Source organism: Ihubacter massiliensis (genome assembly GCF_024125305.1).
In the GTDB taxonomy this organism is placed as follows: Bacteria; Bacillota; Clostridia; order Peptostreptococcales; family Anaerovoracaceae; genus Hominibacterium; species Hominibacterium faecale.
In genome coordinates, this window is sequence record NZ_JAMXVH010000001.1 from 4,048,843 (window position 1) to 4,067,128 (window position 18,286).

An 18,286-nucleotide genomic window follows, 5' to 3' on the forward strand; every position below is an offset into this window, starting at 1 on the left:
GTTTTGCTTTTTTGGGGTGGACGGTGCTGTTTATAGCTGGGCCTGGGTCTTTGGCTTGGGGTAAAGATATGTTCTGGCCCCGGATTACGGGTGAAAAGTAAAATTATCGTTGGAGCTTCTTTTGAGTCCGATTTGCGATGATTTCTCATCGCTGGAGACTAGAAAAAGTTGGATCAGCGATGATTTCTCGCTGTTTTTCGGTGGATGGACGGTGAAAATGGCTCAAAATCATCGTGGAGAAGGCCTGACGGACCGGATCGCGATGATTTGCTTTCAGCGCCGGTCCCGGTCTGGCTTGCGCGCCGGGGTCATATTGATGCCCCGGCCCGGGCAAGAATCGCTTCTCTTTCAAGACGAGGGCATCATGTGCGGTTACTTATCTCCATAATGTCCTCTGCAATGCACGATGTAGATGCGGCCGTTTTCCATATGGTAGACCAATCGGTCCTTCTCGTTGATGCGGCGGCTGTATTCGCCCTGCAAGTCACCGGTTAAGGGTTCGGGTTTCCCGATGCCCTCCATGCAGCCATTACGCTCAATATCTTTAATGAGCTGATTGATGCGTTTTACTGTTTTTTTGTCCTGGGTTTGCCAATAGAGATAGTCCTTCCAGGCATCGTCTGACCAAATTTTTTCACTCATCTTCTATCTCAATCAGTTCGTGCGCCGTCCCTTTCCCTTCACGAAGTTCCTGAACGGATTTTTTTATATAGGCCATATTCGATTCAGAAAAAAATGGATCAGTGGTTTCTGCAATTTCAAATGGGATCCTGTTTTCGCGTAAAACTGCTTTCACAAAAAGATTGATGGCTGTGGAGGTGTTTAGACCCACATTGGAGCAAAAAGCGTCAAATCTGGCTTTATCCTTTTCGTCTACTCGCGCAGTTATGGTTGACTGTGCCATAAAATCAACTCCTTTCTGTATTCTGTACACCTTAATTATATCGTTATTGTATGCAAATTACAAGCTGTTGTAATACAAAAGGCACATATTGTAATCGGATCCGGATTTTTGGGTTGGGTACGGATATCTTTTGGCTCGGACCCGGGCCTGGGCTAAAGATTTGTTCTGGCCCCGGATTACGGATAAAATATAAAATCATCGTGGGAGCCTCTTTTGAGCCCGATTTACGATGAATTCTCATCGCTGAAGATTAAAAAAAGAAGGATCAGCGATGATTTTTCGCTGTTTTTCGGTGGATAGACGGTGAAAATGGCCCAAAATCATCGTGGAAAAGGCCTGGCGGACCGGATCGCGATAATCTGCTCTCAGCGCCGGTTCCAGTCTGGCTTGCGCGCCGGGGTCATATTGATGCCCCGGCCTCCAAAATCCGGCCCGGCCCGGGCCACACCAATGCTCCGATCCGCAAACTTCTACAGCCCTGGTTTTAATATATAAATTTATGTTTATCGCCAAATCAGGAAAATTTTCATAAAAATTCGCATTCTTTACGCAAAGTTGTGGGTTTGCGAGACCTTATATTGCTAAAAAGCGATCTTACTTGCTCCAGAGCCGGTCGAAGAGGGTTTAACCGTTGAAAAACGTGTAAATTTACCAAGGATTTTTTAATCTTTTCCCCGCCCCGGCTAGAGGGTCCGAAAAATCCTATTGCTGAAACCAGAGAGGAAAATGCAGGATTGCGTTAGGGTTCAAACCTAACAAATCAACCCGAATCAGAGCCTGCTGCACCCGAAGGGACCTTTTCAAACATCTGATTCAAGATCAATAGGAGCTGCGTCATATTTTTATTTTCTTCCGGAAGACCGATGCGCAGGTTCTCCAGATACCGATAAGCGTCTGCGGCGACGAAGGGGTTGGTGAAAAGCAGATGTTTGGCCTCGTTGGGAGTTGAGTAGGTATTGATATAGGCACACAGATTATCCACCGCGTAGACCGTGGTATCTCTGGGAAGTCCGGTGCAGGAATCGGTGACCATGGCGATTTCAACGTTGATCTCAGAAGATTCGGGGTTGGAAACATAATCGAAAATCTCCTTTAAATAAAGATAATAGAGGGTTTTGGGAATGACAATATCTTTGTTGGAAAGCAGCTTTGGCAGGAAGATACACTGATACTGGTCCAAGGCGTCAAAGATACCGTCCATATTCAAGAGAAACTGGCAGTCATTGAAATTGGAGCTCAGGCATGGATGATAAATGAACGTTAAATAGCGCATCATGATCGCTTCGATCTCTGGAGCGCTGAAACCATTGTAAACCAATATTTTCTGAAAGTTTTCCGGCCTTATGGGAAAGACGAAGGGCGTACTGTCATACACCGAAAGTTTCTGGCCCATATGTTGAATTCCTTTGAGCGTTATAGCGACTTGCCGTATTTTTTTATCATCGTGATTTACCAGCAATTCGCAGCTATTGAGCTGGTTTTCATATTGGAGCTGGAGCCGGCGCACGATGTCCGGATGGGTGAAGGAATAGAGGGTGGTTTTTTTATCACCTATGGAAGGGGTGAAGTTGGTTAAAGCTAAGACATCTTCCAAGATGCACAAATCAAAAGCGGGGATGGCTCCCTTGGGCATGTAATAAGCGTGGAAATTGGGTGAAAAACATAGAGAGAGAAAATTATCCAAATCCACGATGCAGGAGCGGAAAAAATCGCTGCTGTATATAAAGGAAATTTCATGGCCCTTTTTAATAATTTCGTGAAGTCTCTGAATCCAGGGAATGTAAAAGGACTCCTGCTCCAATATTCGGTCAGTACTGTCATCAAACATCAGATAGAGATGCTTTCGCTCCGGCAGCATCAAAGTGGTGTCCAGCGCATAGAGCAGGGCTTCTTTTTTTTGCCTTTCCCCCTTAATGATGCCCACATCAGCTACATTGGCGTTATCTACGGAAGGAGGAAGGGTTTCGTAGGGAGAAACGCTGAAATGGCCGCTCATCCACAAATCCAAAGCCTTATACGCTTCTTCCCGGTTGGTGATGGCAGCTTCCGGCATATAGTCCATGAGGAAAATGGCGATATTCTGATAGTTGATCCGCTCATCCTGATCCAAAATAAAATTCAGAGTATTAGAGTAATGGGCGGAAGAGGAGTTGAACTTCCGGTTTTTGTTCCGCCACCTGCTGATCAAAGATGGATCCACGTGAATGCCTGCCGCCAGGTCGACAGCGGAAATATGTAAGTGGTCTAAAATAAGGGAAAGGGGAGAGACGCTGCTTTTCATATTCATACCTCCATTTCATTTAAGCACCATAGTACAGTTATTGTATTACGGTGTCAATTTTTTGTCAATTAGCATTGACTGACAAGTGTCACATACATGTTGTAATATTTCGAAAATTTGCTACTATTGAGTTGCATGCAGGATCAATAAAGACGTCTTACGGAGAAAACGAAATGGAAAAAGAAACATTAGTAAAACAGCTCAAGGCTGCTAAGGCTTCCACGCCGACGGACAAGGAAAAACAAAGCAAAGGTGTCAAAGTAAAGGTAACCTTGCACACGATATCGGAAGAAGACCTGCCTTACCTGGTCAGAAAGCGCCTCTTCCTGATTCGGCCGAAGGTTTTATCTGCTAAATTTCACTATCTGCCTTGCTGGAGAGTCGTTCTTAAATATTCCGTATCCTATTTTAAAAAGAACCGGACAGATGACGGGACCATCGAATTTATCGTAGATCCCATAAGAGGATGCGGCGCCAATGAGGAAAAGCTCAATCTCAAGCTGGTGAAAAAGGCGATTGAACCCGAGCTGCTGGTGGCTGATACCCTGACCCGGGCGCAGGCGGAGAAAAGAGCCATTGTAGACGCCAGGTGGAAGGTTTTGATGGCAAAATACAAGCGGCCTCCTGAGTTGGAAACGGACCATATTGAAAAATTTTACCGGCCCTATTATGAAGTGCGCGTCGCATTTGCCGGTAAAACCCAGACTCAATTTATAGCGGCAGACGATTTTTCCAATTATTTTGTTTACAACTGAACAAGAAAGGAACGTACCAATGGATAAGCATTTGATTGCAGAAATGACCCTGGAAGAATTCGGACGGTTTATAAAAGAATCCGATACAGCGATTTTTCCGGTGGGAGCCACAGAAGCCTATGGGCATCACTTGCCGATGGGATCTGACTGGCTGGTGACTTATGAAGTGGCAAAGCGAGCAGCACAAAAGGCCGGCTGTTTTGTAGCTCCGCCGATTTCATACGGCTTTTCAGAGGATTTGATGTGCTACACGGGAACCCTCTCTGTTTCCACCATGTCCATCCTGGCCATGTATCGGGATGTGCTCGAAAGCCTTCATCGGCAGGGCATGAAAAAAGTCTTGTTTCTATGCGGACATGTGGGTAATCTGGGTGCCATCGATCAAGCAGCGTCGGATGCCATGCGGGATTACGGCATGGAATGCGCCCACATCGACTGGTGGCGCTTTATCTACCACATCAACGAGGAGCTGATGGACAGCAAGTTTCCGCTGGGCCATGCTGCGGAGGCAGGAACGTCCATCTTAAAATATCTGTTCCCCCAGTTGGTTAATGAGGAGAAAATGATCCGCAATGAGAAGGAGGAAAAAGAGGAAATCCCGGATTTGTATGTTTATGAGTACTTTGATAAGGAGACCGAGACCTCTGTTCTGGGAGATCCCTTTTGCGGAAGCGAAGAAAAAGGAAAAGTTATGATCGAAAATGCTGTCAATGTTATCAGCGGATTCATTGACCAGTGGCAAGCGGATGATAGGAAATAAAGGAGGAAAGCAATGTTACACGTAAATGTCCCCTGGGCCGTTCCCGATACGGTGATCCTGATCGGATACTTTTTTCTAATGATTTTTATCGGGCTGCGATTTCGGAGCAAGGCCAGAAAAAGCATGAGCAGTTATTTCCTTTCGGGCCGGTCCCTGACTCTGCCTCTGGTCATCGGAACTATGATGACATCCTGGTATGACGGATATTCCGTGATTGGAGTAGCGGAATATGGAGCAACCATCGGTATTGCCGGAATGATCGTGTATGTTATCCCATGTACCCTCTCCCGGGTGCCTTTTGCTCTTTGGATCGCCCCTTTAGTGAGGGGAAAAATCCCTGAAGACGTGATGACAGTACCCGATCTGATGGAATTTTTATACGATCGGAAATCAAAGGTCCTTGGAACCGTGGCTGTTCTGGCGGGAGTTCTTTACAACGGCGTAAACTTTCTGGTCATTTCCCAGCTACTGGAGATGATGTTCGATTTTCCAAGCTTTGTGGCAATCCTCATTTCCGGCTGCATCGTCGGCATCTATGTGCTGGCATCCGGAATGTGGTCGGTAACCATGACCGATGTATTCCAGCTGGGATTTATCAGCTTTTCCGTAGGCGTAGGCGTAATCGCGGTTATGAATATGGCAGGTGGATGGGATGCGATTTTCGGAACCTTGAATGGAAGTCAGCCGACCCTGTTCGAGCCCACCGGAGGGATGAACGGTGCCACAGCCCTTTCCTGGGCCCTCATTGGACTGAGCATTTATACCGAACCAATGATGTATCAGCGTTTTTCCGCATCGGATTCGGCAAAAACAGCCAAGCGCTCGTTCATGTTCTGCATTCCCATGTGGCTGGTATTCAGTACAGCAGTCATTATGATGGGCTTCTGCGCCAAGACCCTGTATCCGGATGCAGTTTTCTATGAGGCATTTTGGAATACGGTTATGGCTGCTCTTCCGACTGGTCTGCGTGGTTTGTTCGTTGCCGGCCTGATCGCGGCGGTCATGTCCACCCTCAGCAGTTATATCCTGGTTCAAGCGGCAGCCTGCACCAAGGATTTGTATACGGGCATAACGGGAAAAGTTTTGTCGGACGCTCAAATGATCCGCTGGAACAATATTGCCACCGTGGCAATCATTATATTCTCCATGCTCAGCACCCAGGCCTGGCTTTCCAGCATTATTGACGGTCTGTATTTTGTCACCGGTTTTCAGGTGGCAGGTCTGTTCATTCCCCTGGTTGTGGGCCTGTTTTATTCCAAACGAACTCCGGCAGCCGGCTGGGTCAGCACAGCCTTCGGATATGTATTCTGGCTGTTCTGGAATTATGTGCTGGCAGAATCGACAGGCATACCTGCCAACAATATCACTTGGGTAGCAGCGTTCTTTGTATTCATGATTGTTGCCAAGTTTACCTATAAAGACGGTCAAAACGATAATATGAAGAAATTGGAGGCGTAAACAATGAAAAAAGAAACCTCAAGCAAATACGATGACGGCAAAGATACAGTTGTAACAGCGATTTCGCTGATCGTAATTCTGGTACAGTCCTTGATTATCATCTTTGGTTTCGTCTATCGGTGGGACTGGCTGGCATACGAATGCGCAGCAATGCTCATCATACCGGCGGCAATCGTTTTATGGTACGGCATCAAGGCCATTATCCATGCGGATCAAATGATGACTGCCAGCATAAAAGAGGCAGAGAAAGCGGGGGCCAATGGCAAAACTAAGAATTAATCAAAGAAAGCCTGTCAATACAGGAAGGTATAAAGCGAAGCTGGAACAAGTGAGCATCGCAGCCATCGGCCATTATTCGGAATTCGGCTTTATGAATCCGCGGATACGCTGCATGAATCCCAATACAGGAAACGTGTTTGGTCCGGCGGTTACCGTACGCATACCGGCGCAGGAATCAAAGGCGCTGCATGTGGCTGTAAGCATGGCCCATGAAGGAGATGTTCTTGTGATCGACCGCTGCGGCGATGTTTCACACGCTTGTGTGGGCGAAATGGTCGCCCTTTGCGCCAGCGTGCGCAAACTGGCAGCGATCGTCGTAGATGGGCCGATGACAGACTATGAAGAAATCATGGAAATCGGTATCCCAATCTTTGCTACTGGGACCAGTCCTTTAACGACCAAGTTCATCGAGGATTCCGGGGAAATTAATTTTGACATTTCCTGCGGAGGGGTCCCGGTCCATCCGGGCGACCTGATCCTGGCGGATCAAAACGGAGTCCTGGTACTGAGGGAATTCGAAGCAGAGGAGCTGATTAATACAGCCATAGCCGATCAGGATACGGAAGCGGAGGAACGGGAAGAAGTGTTACAGGGAAAGACCCTGCAGCAGCTCTATGTTCCCGATTATCCATTAGAAAGAGAACCATTTGCCGCAACGTTTGCTTCCGATTTGATAAAGGAGGAATCATGACAAAAAAATTAAGCTTTGTAGGGATTCAAACTACGCCCACAAAGGATAAGGATAAAAATTTCAAACAGGCGCTGGACTTGATGGATGAGGCGCTGAAAGCCTATAAAACCGTGGATATGGTCGTACTTCCGGAATATTTCTATTATGCGCCGGATCTGGACGAAACCCCTTTGATCAAGGAATATCCCCAGGAAATCATCGACGAATTTTCCATGCGGGCCAAGCTGTTCAATACCTATATCATCGGCGGGACCGTGGCCCACAAACAGCAAGACGGAAACATCTATAACACGGCCCTGCTGTTCGACCGCAGCGGAGAAATCGTCGGCAGATATGACAAAATTCATCTGTTCGATGCCTTGAACGCCATGGGCGGAGAGCAGGAATCGGACCAGATCACAGCAGGAAACAAGCTGTTCACCTATGATGCGGACTTTGGAAAGATCGGAATTTCCATCTGCTACGATATTCGCTTTCCGGAGGCGGCAAGGACCATGGCGCTGCAAGGCGTTCAATACTTATTTATCCCATCGGCCTTCTATTCTCCCAGGAGCGACCACTGGCAGAATATCCTCACTGCCACAGCGCTGCACAACTCCATGTATGTGGTAGGGGTTAACCTCTTTGGAAAGCTCAACGAAGACAATATTTTCTGCGGGCGCAGCCTCATTTGCGATCCATGGGGCGTCCCCGAGGCTATCGCTGCGGATAAGGCCGGTTACATACAGGCATATGTGGATCCGGATTATCCCAAGGAAATTGGGGATGCAGTGGGTACCTTTCATAACAGAGTACCGGAAGTTTACAAGATAAAGTGAGGTGTAGAAAAAGAAAATGGAACCAGATGCACAAGGTCAAAAGCAGGCGGTTTTACAAGGAAACGAGGCCTGCGCCAAAGGGGCGATCTATGCGGGATGCCGGTTCTTTGCCGGTTATCCCATCACTCCTTCCACAGAGATCATTGAAATGCTTTCCGCAGAAATGCAGAAAAACAACGGCGCGTTCATTCAGATGGAAGATGAGATCGGATCCGCATGCGCGGTCATCGGTGCCAGGTGGGGCGGGAAGAAGGCGATGACTGCCACATCGGGACCAGGATACACGTTGATGCAGGAAGCCATTGGCTTTGCTGCGGTTACGGAAACGCCGGCAGTCATTGTCAATGTACAGAGGGGCGGGCCGTCCACCGGACAGCCCACCCTGTCCTCCCAACAGGATATCTACCAGGCCCGCTATGGAAGCCATGGAGATTACGGCATCATCGTACTGTCGCCTTCCTCGGTTCAGGAAATGTACGATTTTACCATCAAAGCCTTTGAACTATCGGAAAGGTATCGCAGCCCGGTCATTCTTCTGTCCGATGAAGTGGTGGGACATATGCGAGAAAAGATTACCATATACAGTGGTACGAAAAAAAAGAATGAGGCCGGGCCTGGATTTGCCTATTCCCCCCAAGAGGATTTTTTTCAAGGGAGCAGCTCTCTGGTGGAAGGGCAGCTTCACGATGAAAAAGGTCGGCGAATCGGACACATGGCCGACCGCAGCGGGCATTTCATAGAGCAGATCAACCGCAAGATAGAAGACCATCGCACCCAGCTGGCTGATCTGGATACTTTTTGCATGGAGGATGCGGATATCGCGATCATTGCCTATGGTTCCGTTGCACGTCCGGCCATGAATGCGATCAAATTGGCAAGAGGTATTAAGGATCACCGCCTTAGGGCGAAACTGAACATGTTCCGCGATTTTTTCAAAAAAGGCGCTCCGGCCGTGATCCATACGGATTACAGCCATCTGAAAGTGGGCCTGATTAAGATTAATACGGTATGGCCTTTCCCCCAAGAAGCGCTCAAGAAAGCGGCCCGGGACATCTCTCTTGCCATTGTCCCAGAAATGAATGTGGGAAAGTATGTGCGGGAGATTGAGCGGGCGCTGGATGGAATAAAGGTGATTTCAATGCCCAAATGCGGCGGAGATATCCATACGCCAAAGGAATTGCTGGATGAGATTTTGGAGGAGGTGGGAAAAGATGAATCGGCTCTATCAGAAATATATTAAGACCGACTTGCTGCCCACACTTTTCTGTCCCGGGTGCGGCAACGGCATCATCCAGTATGCGGCCATAGGAGCGATCGACAGCCTGGGTATCAAGGAGGACACGGCCTGCGTGAGCGGAATCGGATGTTCCTCCTGGATCCCCTGCTATTACAAGATGGATGTGATGCATACCATGCACGGGAGAGCCCTGGCCTTTGCCCAAGGGCTGAAGCTGGCCCAGCCGGATAAAAACATTGTCGTCTTTACCGGAGACGGCGATTGTCTTGCAATCGGCGGCAATCATCTCCTTCACGCCTGCGCGCGAAATATTGATCTGACGGTCATCATGGCCAATAACTACATATACGGTATGACAGGAGGGCAGAAATCCCCATCCACCCCCAAGGGAGCTGTAACCAAAACTTCTCCTTTCGGCAGCATCGATGAGCCGATCGACGGATGCAAGCTGGCCGCTTCTATGGGCGCAACTTACGTTGCCAGATGGACGACGGCCCACCCTGTTCAGCTGGAAAAGTCCATTGCTCAAGGCATCTCTCACAAAGGGTTTTCCTTTATCGAGGTGCTATGCCAGTGTCCTGTTCAAGCCGGAAAAACCGTTTACGGCCAGAAGGATCCTGCCAAGATTTTGAAGATGTACAAAGAAAATACCTATCAATATCAAAAAGGCATGGATATTCCTGAAGGCAAAACCAGAATCGGCGTGCTGAAGCATGAACGGGAAGCAGCGGAATATCTGGAAAAGGTCAGAGAAAAGCTGCTGGCCCGGGACGTAATCAAGGGGTGAGAAGAGCATGAAAATAACCATCGATAAGAACTGCTGCAAGGGCTGCGGCATTTGCCTGGCAATATGCCCCAAAGGAATTTTTATCAAAAGTAAAAAAAGAAATAACTATGGAACCAATATGCCGGAGGCATCGAAAGAACAAACTTGTGTCTTTTGCAGGATGTGCGAACGTCAATGCCCGGACGGAGCCATCGATGTAAAAAAGGAGGAGAATTAAAATGAAATTAAATGTAAGATTTGCCGGAGCAGGGGGACAGGGGGTGATCCTCTCTTCCGTGCTGCTGGCAAAGGCTTACGGGCTGGGTGAAGATTATAATGTTTCACAGACGCAAAGCTATGGACCGGAAGCCAGGGGCGGAGCCTGCAAAGCGGAAGTGGTGGTTTCCAACGAGGACATCGACTATATGAAAGTAGATGATGCAGATGTCTTTATTGCTTACAATCAGGTGGGATATGATAAATATAAAAATACGATAAAAAAGGGAGCTAAGGTTCTGGTCAACAGCACTCTGGTTGAAAACAGCCAGGCGGATCACTACCAAGTCCCTGCCACGGAAATCGCTGAAAGCATGGGAAAGCCCTTTGTGGTCAATATGGTTATGCTGGGAGCTCTGACAAAAATGCTGCCTCGGCTCCATTATCCGGCGGTGCTTCAGGAGATCCTTAAAAACTTTCCGGAAAGCATGCATGAGGTGAACCGGCAGGCCTTCCAAAAAGGATATCAATATTTGGAGGAGCGGATGAAAGAAGAATCTGCCCCGATTGACCACCAATAAAATAAACCCGACGTTTCACCATACAAAACCCCGCAGGAATCCCGTCCTTGCCAACTGCCAAAGGCTTGTGCTAATATGAAGAGGTCAAGCGAATACTGTATACACAACAAGGAGGTATAAAATCATGGCAAAGATTATCGGAAGCCCGAGCAGGTATGTTCAGGGCAAGGGAGAGATGAAGAACTTATGCGGTCATGCGGCTAATTTTGGGAAGAAGCTGTTCGTCCTGACCAGCGTGTCGGGGAGAAAGAGAGTGGAGCCGGCGATTGCAGAAGGGCAGGGGGATGCACAGATTGTTTATGAAGTATTCAACGGTGAGTGCTGCAAGACGGAGATCAACCGGGTCATGGAGGCCTGTAAGGGAGCGGGTTGCGATGTGATCGTAGGCATCGGCGGCGGCAAGATTCACGATACGGCCAAGGCAGCGGCTCACTATTTGGGTCTGCCGGTAGTCATCGTGCCCACCATTGCTTCCACCGATGCTCCCTGCAGCGCTCTGTCCGTCATATACACGGACGATGGAGTATTCGAAGAATATCTCTTCCTGCCGGCCAGCCCCAACATGGTGTTGGTGGACACGGATGTGGTGAGCAAGGCTCCTGAACGCCTGTTAATCGCAGGAATGGGCGATGCGCTGGCCACCTATTTTGAAGCCAGGGCCTGTCAGAGATCCGACGCGGCAAACTGCGTAGGCGGAAAAATCACGATGGCAGCGATGGCGCTGGCCCGCTTATGCTACGATACGCTGCTCACAGACGGTATCAACGCAATGCTGGCAGTAAAAGAAAACATTTGTACAAAGGCAGTGGAAAACATCATCGAGGCCAATACCTATTTGTCCGGCATCGGTTTTGAAAGTGGCGGCCTTGCCGGCGCCCATGCGATCCATAACGGGCTGACAGCTATTGAGGAAACCCATGAGCTTTACCACGGCGAAAAAGTAGCCTTCGGCACGCTTGTCCAGCTTGTTCTAGAGCATGCTCCAGAAGATGAGCTGGATGAAGTGATTGACTTCTGCCTGGAAACAGGGCTTCCGGTTACCCTGGAGGATCTGGGAATCAAGGAAGTAAAGCCGGAGCAGATTATGGAAGTGGCCCAGCTGGCCGCAGCGGAAAACGACACCCTTGGAAATATGCCTTTTGAGGTGACGCCGGAGGATGTGTATGCCGCAATTATGGGGGCGGATGCTCTGGGCAGATATTATAAGGGGATTTAAGAAATCCAGAGGAGGCATGCGATGAAATATGTAGAAATTAAAGCCGGATCATTTACATTCAAAGGCAGGCTGCTCACGGATGAAGCGCCTGAAACCTGCCGTGTCTTTGAGGAAATGCTGCCCTTAAAAAGCCAGTTTATCCATGTTCGCTGGAGCGGGGAAGGCATTTGGATCCCTTATGGAGATCAGAGGACAGGCCTTTCTTATGAAAACCATACTTCCCATCCGGCCAAGGGGGAAATGCTGCTTTACCCGGGCGGCATCAGTGAAATGGAACTGATCATGGCCTATGGCAGATGCTGCTTTGCCAGCCAGCACGGCCAGCTGTCCGGAAATCATTTTCTGACCATCACAGAAGGCCTCGAAGACCTTGAAGCTTTTGGAAAAAAAGTCTTGTGGGAAGGTGCTCAAGATATTGAAATCAAGCTGATCTAAGAAAAGAATAAAAGACGCGTTTTCAGGGCTGCAGCACAGCCTTGGAGGTGCGTCTTTTATTGTAAAAGCTGAGGGTAAATCTTGCTTCTAAAGCCGGCGGTCTTTCTTCATTCCTGGGAGATAAGCTTTCCATATGAAGACAATGATGCACAGCACTGCAAAAATAATTCCGGCCGGATAGGCGATGGATGCGCTCAAATGAAAGCCTTCTTCGGCATAGATCAAATAGGTGCAGCAAACGGCGGACATAAAGGCGGCGGGGATGGCAGCCATCAGGCTGGAAATTGGACTCACCTTTACAGCCAGATAAACTGCGCCGGCCCACAGAGCTATCATCGCCAGCGTCTGGTTGGACCAGGAAAAATACCGCCATACAACCTGGTAATCGATCCGTGAAATCAAGTAACCGGCGATCAACAATGGGGCGGCCAAAATGAGGCGGTTGCGGCTTTGTTTTTGACTGATTCTGAACCAATCGGCGATGGTCAGGCGGGCGCTGCGAAAGGCAGTGTCGCCGGAAGTGATGGGGCAGGCGATGACCCCAATCATGGCCAGCACGCCGCCCACAGGACCCAAAAGTCCGATGGACATGTCATAAACCGTATTGGAACTGCCTCCTCCTGCTGCTGCAAGGCCGGCGGTTCCCTGGTAAAAGGCGGCTCCCGCAGCAGCCCACACCAGGGCAATGATCCCTTCGGCAACCATAGCCCCATAAAAGATCAGCCGTCCCTGCCGTTCTGAAGTCAGGCATCTGGCCACCATGGGCGATTGGGTGGCGTGGAATCCGGAGATCGCGCCGCAGGCTACCGTAACAAACATGAGCGGCCAGATTGGTTTACCTTCAGGGTGAAGATTGCTGAGGGTGATTTCTGCGATGGGATGGGTGTCCGCGTTGAGGACCGTGGCCCCGCCGATTCCCAGCGCCATGATAATGAGGCAAATACCAAAGAAGGGGTAAAACTTGCCGATAATTTTATCGATGGGAAGCAGGGTGGCGAAAAAATAATAGACCAAAACGACGATGGTCCAAAAGGTTACCGTAAAAACATTAGGCGTCAGTTTTGCCAGCAATTCCGCCGGGCCTACCATAAAAACAACCCCGACCATAACTAGTAAAACCACGGAAAAAATCCGCATAACTGTCTTCATGACCGGCCCAAGATAGATGCCGACCAGCTCGGAAATGCTGGCGCCGTTATGACGCATGGAAAGCATGCCGCACAGAAAATCATGGACTCCGCCGGCGAGGATGGTGCCCAGGACGATCCACAGGAACACGGAAGGTCCCCATATCGCTCCCGACAGCGCGCCAAAGATCGGTCCCAGTCCAGCAATATTGAGCAGCTGTATCAAAAATGCCTTCCAGGGTTTGAGAGCAACGTAATCCACTCCGTCGGAATGCTCCAAACAAGGGGTAGTTCTGTCATCCGGTTTAAAAACTTTTTCGATGAGTGCTCCATAGAGGATGTAGCCAACGATAAGCGCGGCTAAACATGCAAAAAACGATACCATGTCAATGCCTCCTTTTTGGCAGTAAGATAGGAATAGATTGCCCAGTTTTGTCGGTTATTATGTTAAATGTTCCTTGCAGCGCAAGGTTTTACAGATTTCTTTAAGTGCGTTTATTTATTGAAATACATTTTTTTACTGTAATATATTGTAATTTCGTTAGATGTGCTCTATAATAACCTCAAGCTAGAATAGGCGACGAAAGCGGTTAGCCTTCAGAAAGAAGGGAATGTCCCCGATCTATAAGAACCTCCACTTGTGGAAATCTTAGAAGGGAGGGGAAGTTTTATGTCAGATTTTGAAATCTTGTCACTAATGTTCATATTTGTGGGTATTGTGGTAAGTATTTTGATCGAATACACAAAAAAGTAACCGCCTATCGTAGCTGAGAACACGGTTACTTTTCGCTGTATTCTTGGCTAACCGTTTTCAACGGTGCGCCTTTCTTGCTTTTATTATATAAAAACATAAAACAAATTACAATGCTATTTTACAAAAAAGCATACGACATTCCCCATTACTTGCAGCTTAGCCGCAAAGCTGGGTATCGTGATACTTTTCCCCATTCTTCTGCTCCTTTGCCCTAACGATCCCGCCGGCAGCGCCCTCTCCCGGGCAAACCTGCAGGGCCCGGAATTCGGGCCCTGCTCTTAAAATTTGCTTAATTTCCAGAAAAAAGTGGTGTGGAAAGGGCGGCCTCTGTAGTACAATATCAAAAGGAGAGGTGATTAGCATGGACATGAATATATTGGTAGTGGACGATGAGAAGGAGATCGCGGATCTTCTGGAGTTGTACTTAAAAAACGACGGCTACAAAGTATCCAAATTTTACAGGGGAAAGCCGGCGCTGGAATGTGTGGAAAATGAGAAAATCGATCTGGCGCTTTTGGACATTATGCTCCCGGATATCGATGGACTGGAAATTTGCAGGCGCATCAGGGAAAATCATAATTTCCCTATCATTATGCTTACGGCCAAGGGAGAAGAGCTGGATAAAGTGACCGGCCTGACCATGGGCGCCGATGATTACATCACAAAACCCTTTACTCCGCTGGAAGTAGTGGCCAGAGTCAAAGCTCAGCTGAGGCGGTTTACCCAGTACAACAAAGGAACATCGGAAGAAAATGTGCTGACGATCCGCGGGCTGCTATTGAATCGGGATACCCACGAATGCCTTCTCAACGAAGAGCCGGTGGACCTGACGCCGACTGAATTTGCCATTCTTTGGACCCTGGCCGAAAACCAGGGAAAGGTGATTACATCCGAGGAACTGTTCAGCACTGTCTGGCAGGAGAAGTATTTTGAAAACAGCAACAATACCGTCATGGTCCATGTGCGGCATCTTCGGCAGAAGCTGAAGGATTCTGCCGAGCGGCCCAAGTATATTAAAACCATCTGGGGAGTAGGGTATAAAATTGAAAAATAAGAAAAAAGTCGTAGTAAAAATTATCCTGATCGGAGCGGCTATTGCAGTGACGGCCTTGATTCTTGCCCAATTCATCGATTCCTTCGGCAACGGCGTTTTCAAGGATTGGTTTTACAACCGCTTCATCGAACAGATCGCCGTAGATGAGACAACCAGTTACTCGGTCTTTTATAATTGGGCTGGATTTAAAAGCTTTATCATTATCGTGGTTGTGGTGGCGCTGGTGGTGGTTAGCACGGTGATTATCCTGATTATGAATTACTCCAACAACCGGAAATCTCAGGAAATGAAAAACACCATCGAAAGTATGCGTTTGAAAGGGCAGCGCCACGAGCAGTTGCTGCAGATGGAGTCTCAACGCAAGAGCGATTTGATTACCTATCTGGCCCATGACATGAGGACGCCGCTGGCATCCATCATCGGTTATCTGAGCCTGTTGGATGAGGTGCCGGAAATGCCTGCGGAGCAAAAGGCCAAATATGTGGGCATCACTCTGGATAAAGCCTATCGCCTGGAACAGCTCATTGAGGAGTTCTTCGATGTGACCCGCTTTAATCTGCAGACGATCGTGCTCACCAAGCAGAAGCTGGACTTAAAGCTGCTGCTCCAGCAGATGGCCGACGAGTTTTATCCATTGGTGGAACCGGCCGGAAAATCCATTGAGGTGGAAACGCCTGATACGCTCATTTACAATGGGGATGGGGACAAGCTGGCAAGGGTGTTCAATAATATTATCAAAAATGCTGTCACCTACAGCTATGAAAATACGGTGATCCGCATCGCAGCCAGGCAGGAAGATCGGATTATCGTTGAGGTGGCCAGCCATGGCGATCCCATACCAAAGCATCAGCAGGAGCAGATCTTCGAAAAGTTCTTCCGGCTTGATTCTTCCCGGTCCTCCCAGACAGGGGGCGCGGGCCTGGGACTTGCCATCGCCAAGGAGATCGTGGATGCCCACGGCGGAGATATTTCCGTGCGCAGCGACGAGGAAGAGACCGTGTTTACAGTGAAGCTGTGACCTTTGCGCCCATCGACAGGGCTGTTTTTAAGAAACGGAACTTTCGCATCAAGAGAAGCTATCGTTCTGCACTCGAGGCTGAGCCAATTCCGTAAAACTACATATGAATACGAAGGGGCTGCTGCATGAAATGAATTATATTTCATGCAGCAGCCCTGTTTGTTTGCGGGAGTGCGCCAGGCAGCACAGGTTTTTCTTTTTTACGCAAGTTTCAACGCCAGGCGCTTTCAACTTCGTCTTGAGGCCGTGCAGGCCGCAAGTTGCCCAGATCAGGCATGGCAACCCCACAACTTTGCGAAAAAATTAAATCCTTTAATAAAATTTTCCTGATTATATTAAACGGATTTCTCTGCTGTCAGAACTGTCTCAGCCGGCCTCCCCTGTCAACCGGCCACAACCAGCCGCCGCTGATGTGGACCGAGTCTCAGAATCAAAAACGAAATCTTTTTGCCAAAAAGGGCCCCAAACGAAAAAACCACCTCGTATATTATAGCGAGAGGAGGACCTACCCATGTCGATACAAACAACGCCGAAACCAACGGTTCTGTCCGTTGCCCGCAAAGAAGTGAAATATCTGCTCTCCCTTGCGGACCGCCTGTATATACTCGATGCGTTGGACCGCATCCTGGTTCCCGACACATACGGAGGCTACAACGGCTACACAGTGCGCAGCGTCTATTTTGACAGCATCGCCAACGATGATTACATAGACAAATCCGAAGGAGCGGCAGAAAAAAAGAGGATACGCGTCCGCGTGTACCACCCCCAGGATTCAACCGCAAAATTTGAACTAAAGCGAAAATACTATGGACAAGAATTAAAAGAGAGCCTGGTGATTACAAGGGAAGACGCAAAAAAGCTGTTAAAGGGTGATTACAGCGTTTTGCTGTCATACCAGAGCCAGATGGCCAAGTACGCCTACAAGCTGATGACCTCCAGATTGTACCGGCCGGCGGCCATGATCGAGTACGACCGCAGAGCCTACACCCATCCCCACTTCAACACCAGAGTGACGCTGGACAACAACCTGCGATACTGCGACTTCAACTATAATTTGTTTGATCGCAGGCCCAATTTCCGAGCCGGCATGGCGGCCGACCAGACCATTCTGGAAATAAAATACGACCGTTTCTTATTTAAACAAATCCAGCAGGTTCTGGCTGAATGCGATTTAACAAAAAAACCGCCCAGTAAATTCGGCACCTCCAGGCAGCTGCTGCGCCAATACTACTATTGAAAAGAAAGGAAGCTTTGAGATGAATACGTTTTTAAACAGTTTTACAGGACAAGCGGCAGGCGGAGCAAGCGGCAGCCTGCTGACACCATCCCATCTGGCCGTCAGCCTTATGGCGACCATGCTCCTGGGAGCGATTATGTTTGCCACCTATCGCGCCTGCCACGATTCACTGACTTATAACAGAAAATTTAATATTACCCTGCTGATGATCGCGCTGATTTCCACGATTCTTTTGGCCTTGGTCCAGGACAACCCGATCCTGTCTCTGGGCGTGCTGGGATCCCTGTCCATCTGCCGCATACGGACGAATACGAAAGACCCCAGAGACATTGGTTTTGTGTTCTGGGCGCTGGCAATTGGGATTTCCTCCGCAGTAGGAGCTTTTATTGTGGGCCTGGCAAGCACGGCGCTGCTGTCCATGATACTGATCCTTTTTAACCGCAGCGTCAGGGAGAGAAAGGCTGTGACCATGGTCGTCCGGGGCGCCAAAGCCCAGGTTGACCGGGTACAGGAGGTTTTTCAAGAAACAAAAGGCAGCTCCATTCAATGCAAGAATGTGTTTGCCGATACCTTTGAACTGGTTTATGAATTAAAAGTGCCCTGCAAAGAAGAACAGCAGCTGCTTTCCATGTTCAGCACCATGGAAGGGATCCACGATGTGAACGTACTGGCGCCCCAGAGCAAAGTGGCGTGAGGACC

Annotated in this window: 20 protein-coding genes; 16 read left to right on the plus strand and 4 right to left on the minus strand. The window is 48.7% G+C overall.

What is annotated here, in order from left to right:
• Positions 1-372: 372 nt before the first annotated feature.
• From NIA71_RS18480 to NIA71_RS18490, 3 genes are all read right to left on the minus strand, one after another.
• The gene (locus tag NIA71_RS18480; protein ID WP_148395642.1) at positions 373-642 is read right to left on the minus strand and encodes a Txe/YoeB family addiction module toxin; all 270 of its coding nucleotides are present in this window, start codon (positions 640-642) and stop codon (positions 373-375) included.
• A complete protein-coding gene (locus NIA71_RS18485) occupies positions 635-904 on the minus strand; it encodes a type II toxin-antitoxin system RelB/DinJ family antitoxin (RefSeq protein WP_148395643.1) in 270 nt (89 codons plus the stop codon). Before NIA71_RS18485 ends, NIA71_RS18480 begins: the two co-directional genes overlap by 8 nt.
• A 760-nt stretch (positions 905-1,664) precedes the next feature.
• Positions 1,665-3,185, minus strand: a complete 1,521-nt coding sequence (locus NIA71_RS18490) for a hypothetical protein (RefSeq protein ID WP_253021169.1) — start codon at positions 3,183-3,185, stop codon at positions 1,665-1,667.
• A gap of 173 nt (positions 3,186-3,358) precedes the next feature.
• Between NIA71_RS18490 and NIA71_RS18495 the strand changes: the two genes are divergently transcribed.
• The 12 genes from NIA71_RS18495 to NIA71_RS18550 all read left to right on the plus strand — a co-directional run bounded on the left by NIA71_RS18495 (position 3,359) and on the right by NIA71_RS18550 (position 12,397).
• Positions 3,359-3,940 carry a hypothetical protein gene (locus NIA71_RS18495; RefSeq protein WP_148395645.1) on the plus strand — a complete coding sequence of 194 codons (582 nt, stop codon included), beginning with the start codon at positions 3,359-3,361 and terminating at the stop codon, positions 3,938-3,940.
• A gap of 19 nt (positions 3,941-3,959) precedes the next feature.
• Positions 3,960-4,700, plus strand: a complete 741-nt coding sequence (locus NIA71_RS18500; RefSeq protein WP_253021170.1) for a creatininase family protein — start codon at positions 3,960-3,962, stop codon at positions 4,698-4,700.
• A gap of 12 nt (positions 4,701-4,712) precedes the next feature.
• Positions 4,713-6,158 (plus strand): sodium:solute symporter family protein, encoded by a 1,446-nt coding sequence (locus NIA71_RS18505; RefSeq protein ID WP_148395647.1) that lies wholly within the window; start codon positions 4,713-4,715, stop codon positions 6,156-6,158.
• A 3-nt stretch (positions 6,159-6,161) separates the two neighbouring features.
• Positions 6,162-6,437 carry a hypothetical protein gene (locus NIA71_RS18510; protein ID WP_148395648.1) on the plus strand — a complete coding sequence of 92 codons (276 nt, stop codon included), beginning with the start codon at positions 6,162-6,164 and terminating at the stop codon, positions 6,435-6,437.
• Complete coding sequence (locus NIA71_RS18515; protein WP_253021171.1) at positions 6,418-7,128, plus strand: RraA family protein; 711 nt, start codon at positions 6,418-6,420, stop codon at positions 7,126-7,128. Before NIA71_RS18510 ends, NIA71_RS18515 begins: the two co-directional genes overlap by 20 nt.
• On the plus strand, positions 7,125-7,946 hold the full coding sequence (locus tag NIA71_RS18520) for a carbon-nitrogen hydrolase family protein (protein ID WP_227754739.1): 822 nt from the start codon (positions 7,125-7,127) through the stop codon (positions 7,944-7,946). The genes NIA71_RS18515 and NIA71_RS18520 overlap by 4 nt, the downstream gene beginning before the upstream one ends.
• Positions 7,947-7,962: 16 nt before the next feature.
• Positions 7,963-9,186 (plus strand): 2-oxoacid:acceptor oxidoreductase subunit alpha, encoded by a 1,224-nt coding sequence (locus NIA71_RS18525; protein WP_253021172.1) that lies wholly within the window; start codon positions 7,963-7,965, stop codon positions 9,184-9,186.
• Complete coding sequence (locus NIA71_RS18530; RefSeq protein WP_148395652.1) at positions 9,158-9,970, plus strand: thiamine pyrophosphate-dependent enzyme; 813 nt, start codon at positions 9,158-9,160, stop codon at positions 9,968-9,970. Before NIA71_RS18525 ends, NIA71_RS18530 begins: the two co-directional genes overlap by 29 nt.
• Before the next feature lie 7 nt (positions 9,971-9,977).
• Entirely contained in the window at positions 9,978-10,187 is a 210-nt protein-coding gene (locus tag NIA71_RS18535) for a 4Fe-4S dicluster domain-containing protein (protein WP_148395653.1), read from the plus strand.
• 1 nt (position 10,188) lies between these two features.
• The gene (locus NIA71_RS18540) at positions 10,189-10,746 is read left to right on the plus strand and encodes a 2-oxoacid:acceptor oxidoreductase family protein (RefSeq protein WP_148395654.1); all 558 of its coding nucleotides are present in this window, start codon (positions 10,189-10,191) and stop codon (positions 10,744-10,746) included.
• A 124-nt stretch (positions 10,747-10,870) separates the two neighbouring features.
• The gene (locus NIA71_RS18545; protein WP_148395655.1) at positions 10,871-11,962 is read left to right on the plus strand and encodes a glycerol dehydrogenase; all 1,092 of its coding nucleotides are present in this window, start codon (positions 10,871-10,873) and stop codon (positions 11,960-11,962) included.
• Positions 11,963-11,983: 21 nt separating this feature from the next.
• Complete coding sequence (locus NIA71_RS18550; protein WP_148395656.1) at positions 11,984-12,397, plus strand: DUF3830 family protein; 414 nt, start codon at positions 11,984-11,986, stop codon at positions 12,395-12,397.
• An 87-nt stretch (positions 12,398-12,484) separates the two neighbouring features.
• Here the strand turns inward: NIA71_RS18550 and NIA71_RS18555 are convergent, their stop codons facing one another.
• On the minus strand, positions 12,485-13,909 hold the full coding sequence (locus NIA71_RS18555) for a carbon starvation protein A (RefSeq protein WP_148395657.1): 1,425 nt from the start codon (positions 13,907-13,909) through the stop codon (positions 12,485-12,487).
• Between the two features lie 730 nt (positions 13,910-14,639).
• On the opposite strand from NIA71_RS18555, the gene vanR reads away from it, so the two are divergent.
• The 4 genes from vanR (at position 14,640) to NIA71_RS18575 (ending at position 18,281) form a co-directional block, all read left to right on the plus strand.
• Complete coding sequence (gene vanR, locus NIA71_RS18560; RefSeq protein ID WP_148395658.1) at positions 14,640-15,332, plus strand: VanR-ABDEGLN family response regulator transcription factor; 693 nt, start codon at positions 14,640-14,642, stop codon at positions 15,330-15,332.
• A complete protein-coding gene (locus NIA71_RS18565) occupies positions 15,322-16,350 on the plus strand; it encodes a sensor histidine kinase (RefSeq protein ID WP_227754737.1) in 1,029 nt (342 codons plus the stop codon). Before vanR ends, NIA71_RS18565 begins: the two co-directional genes overlap by 11 nt.
• Before the next feature lie 511 nt (positions 16,351-16,861).
• Positions 16,862-17,587 carry a polyphosphate polymerase domain-containing protein gene (locus tag NIA71_RS18570; protein WP_253021173.1) on the plus strand — a complete coding sequence of 242 codons (726 nt, stop codon included), beginning with the start codon at positions 16,862-16,864 and terminating at the stop codon, positions 17,585-17,587.
• Between the two features lie 19 nt (positions 17,588-17,606).
• Positions 17,607-18,281 (plus strand): DUF4956 domain-containing protein, encoded by a 675-nt coding sequence (locus tag NIA71_RS18575; protein ID WP_148395660.1) that lies wholly within the window; start codon positions 17,607-17,609, stop codon positions 18,279-18,281.
• Positions 18,282-18,286: the final 5 nt, after the last annotated feature.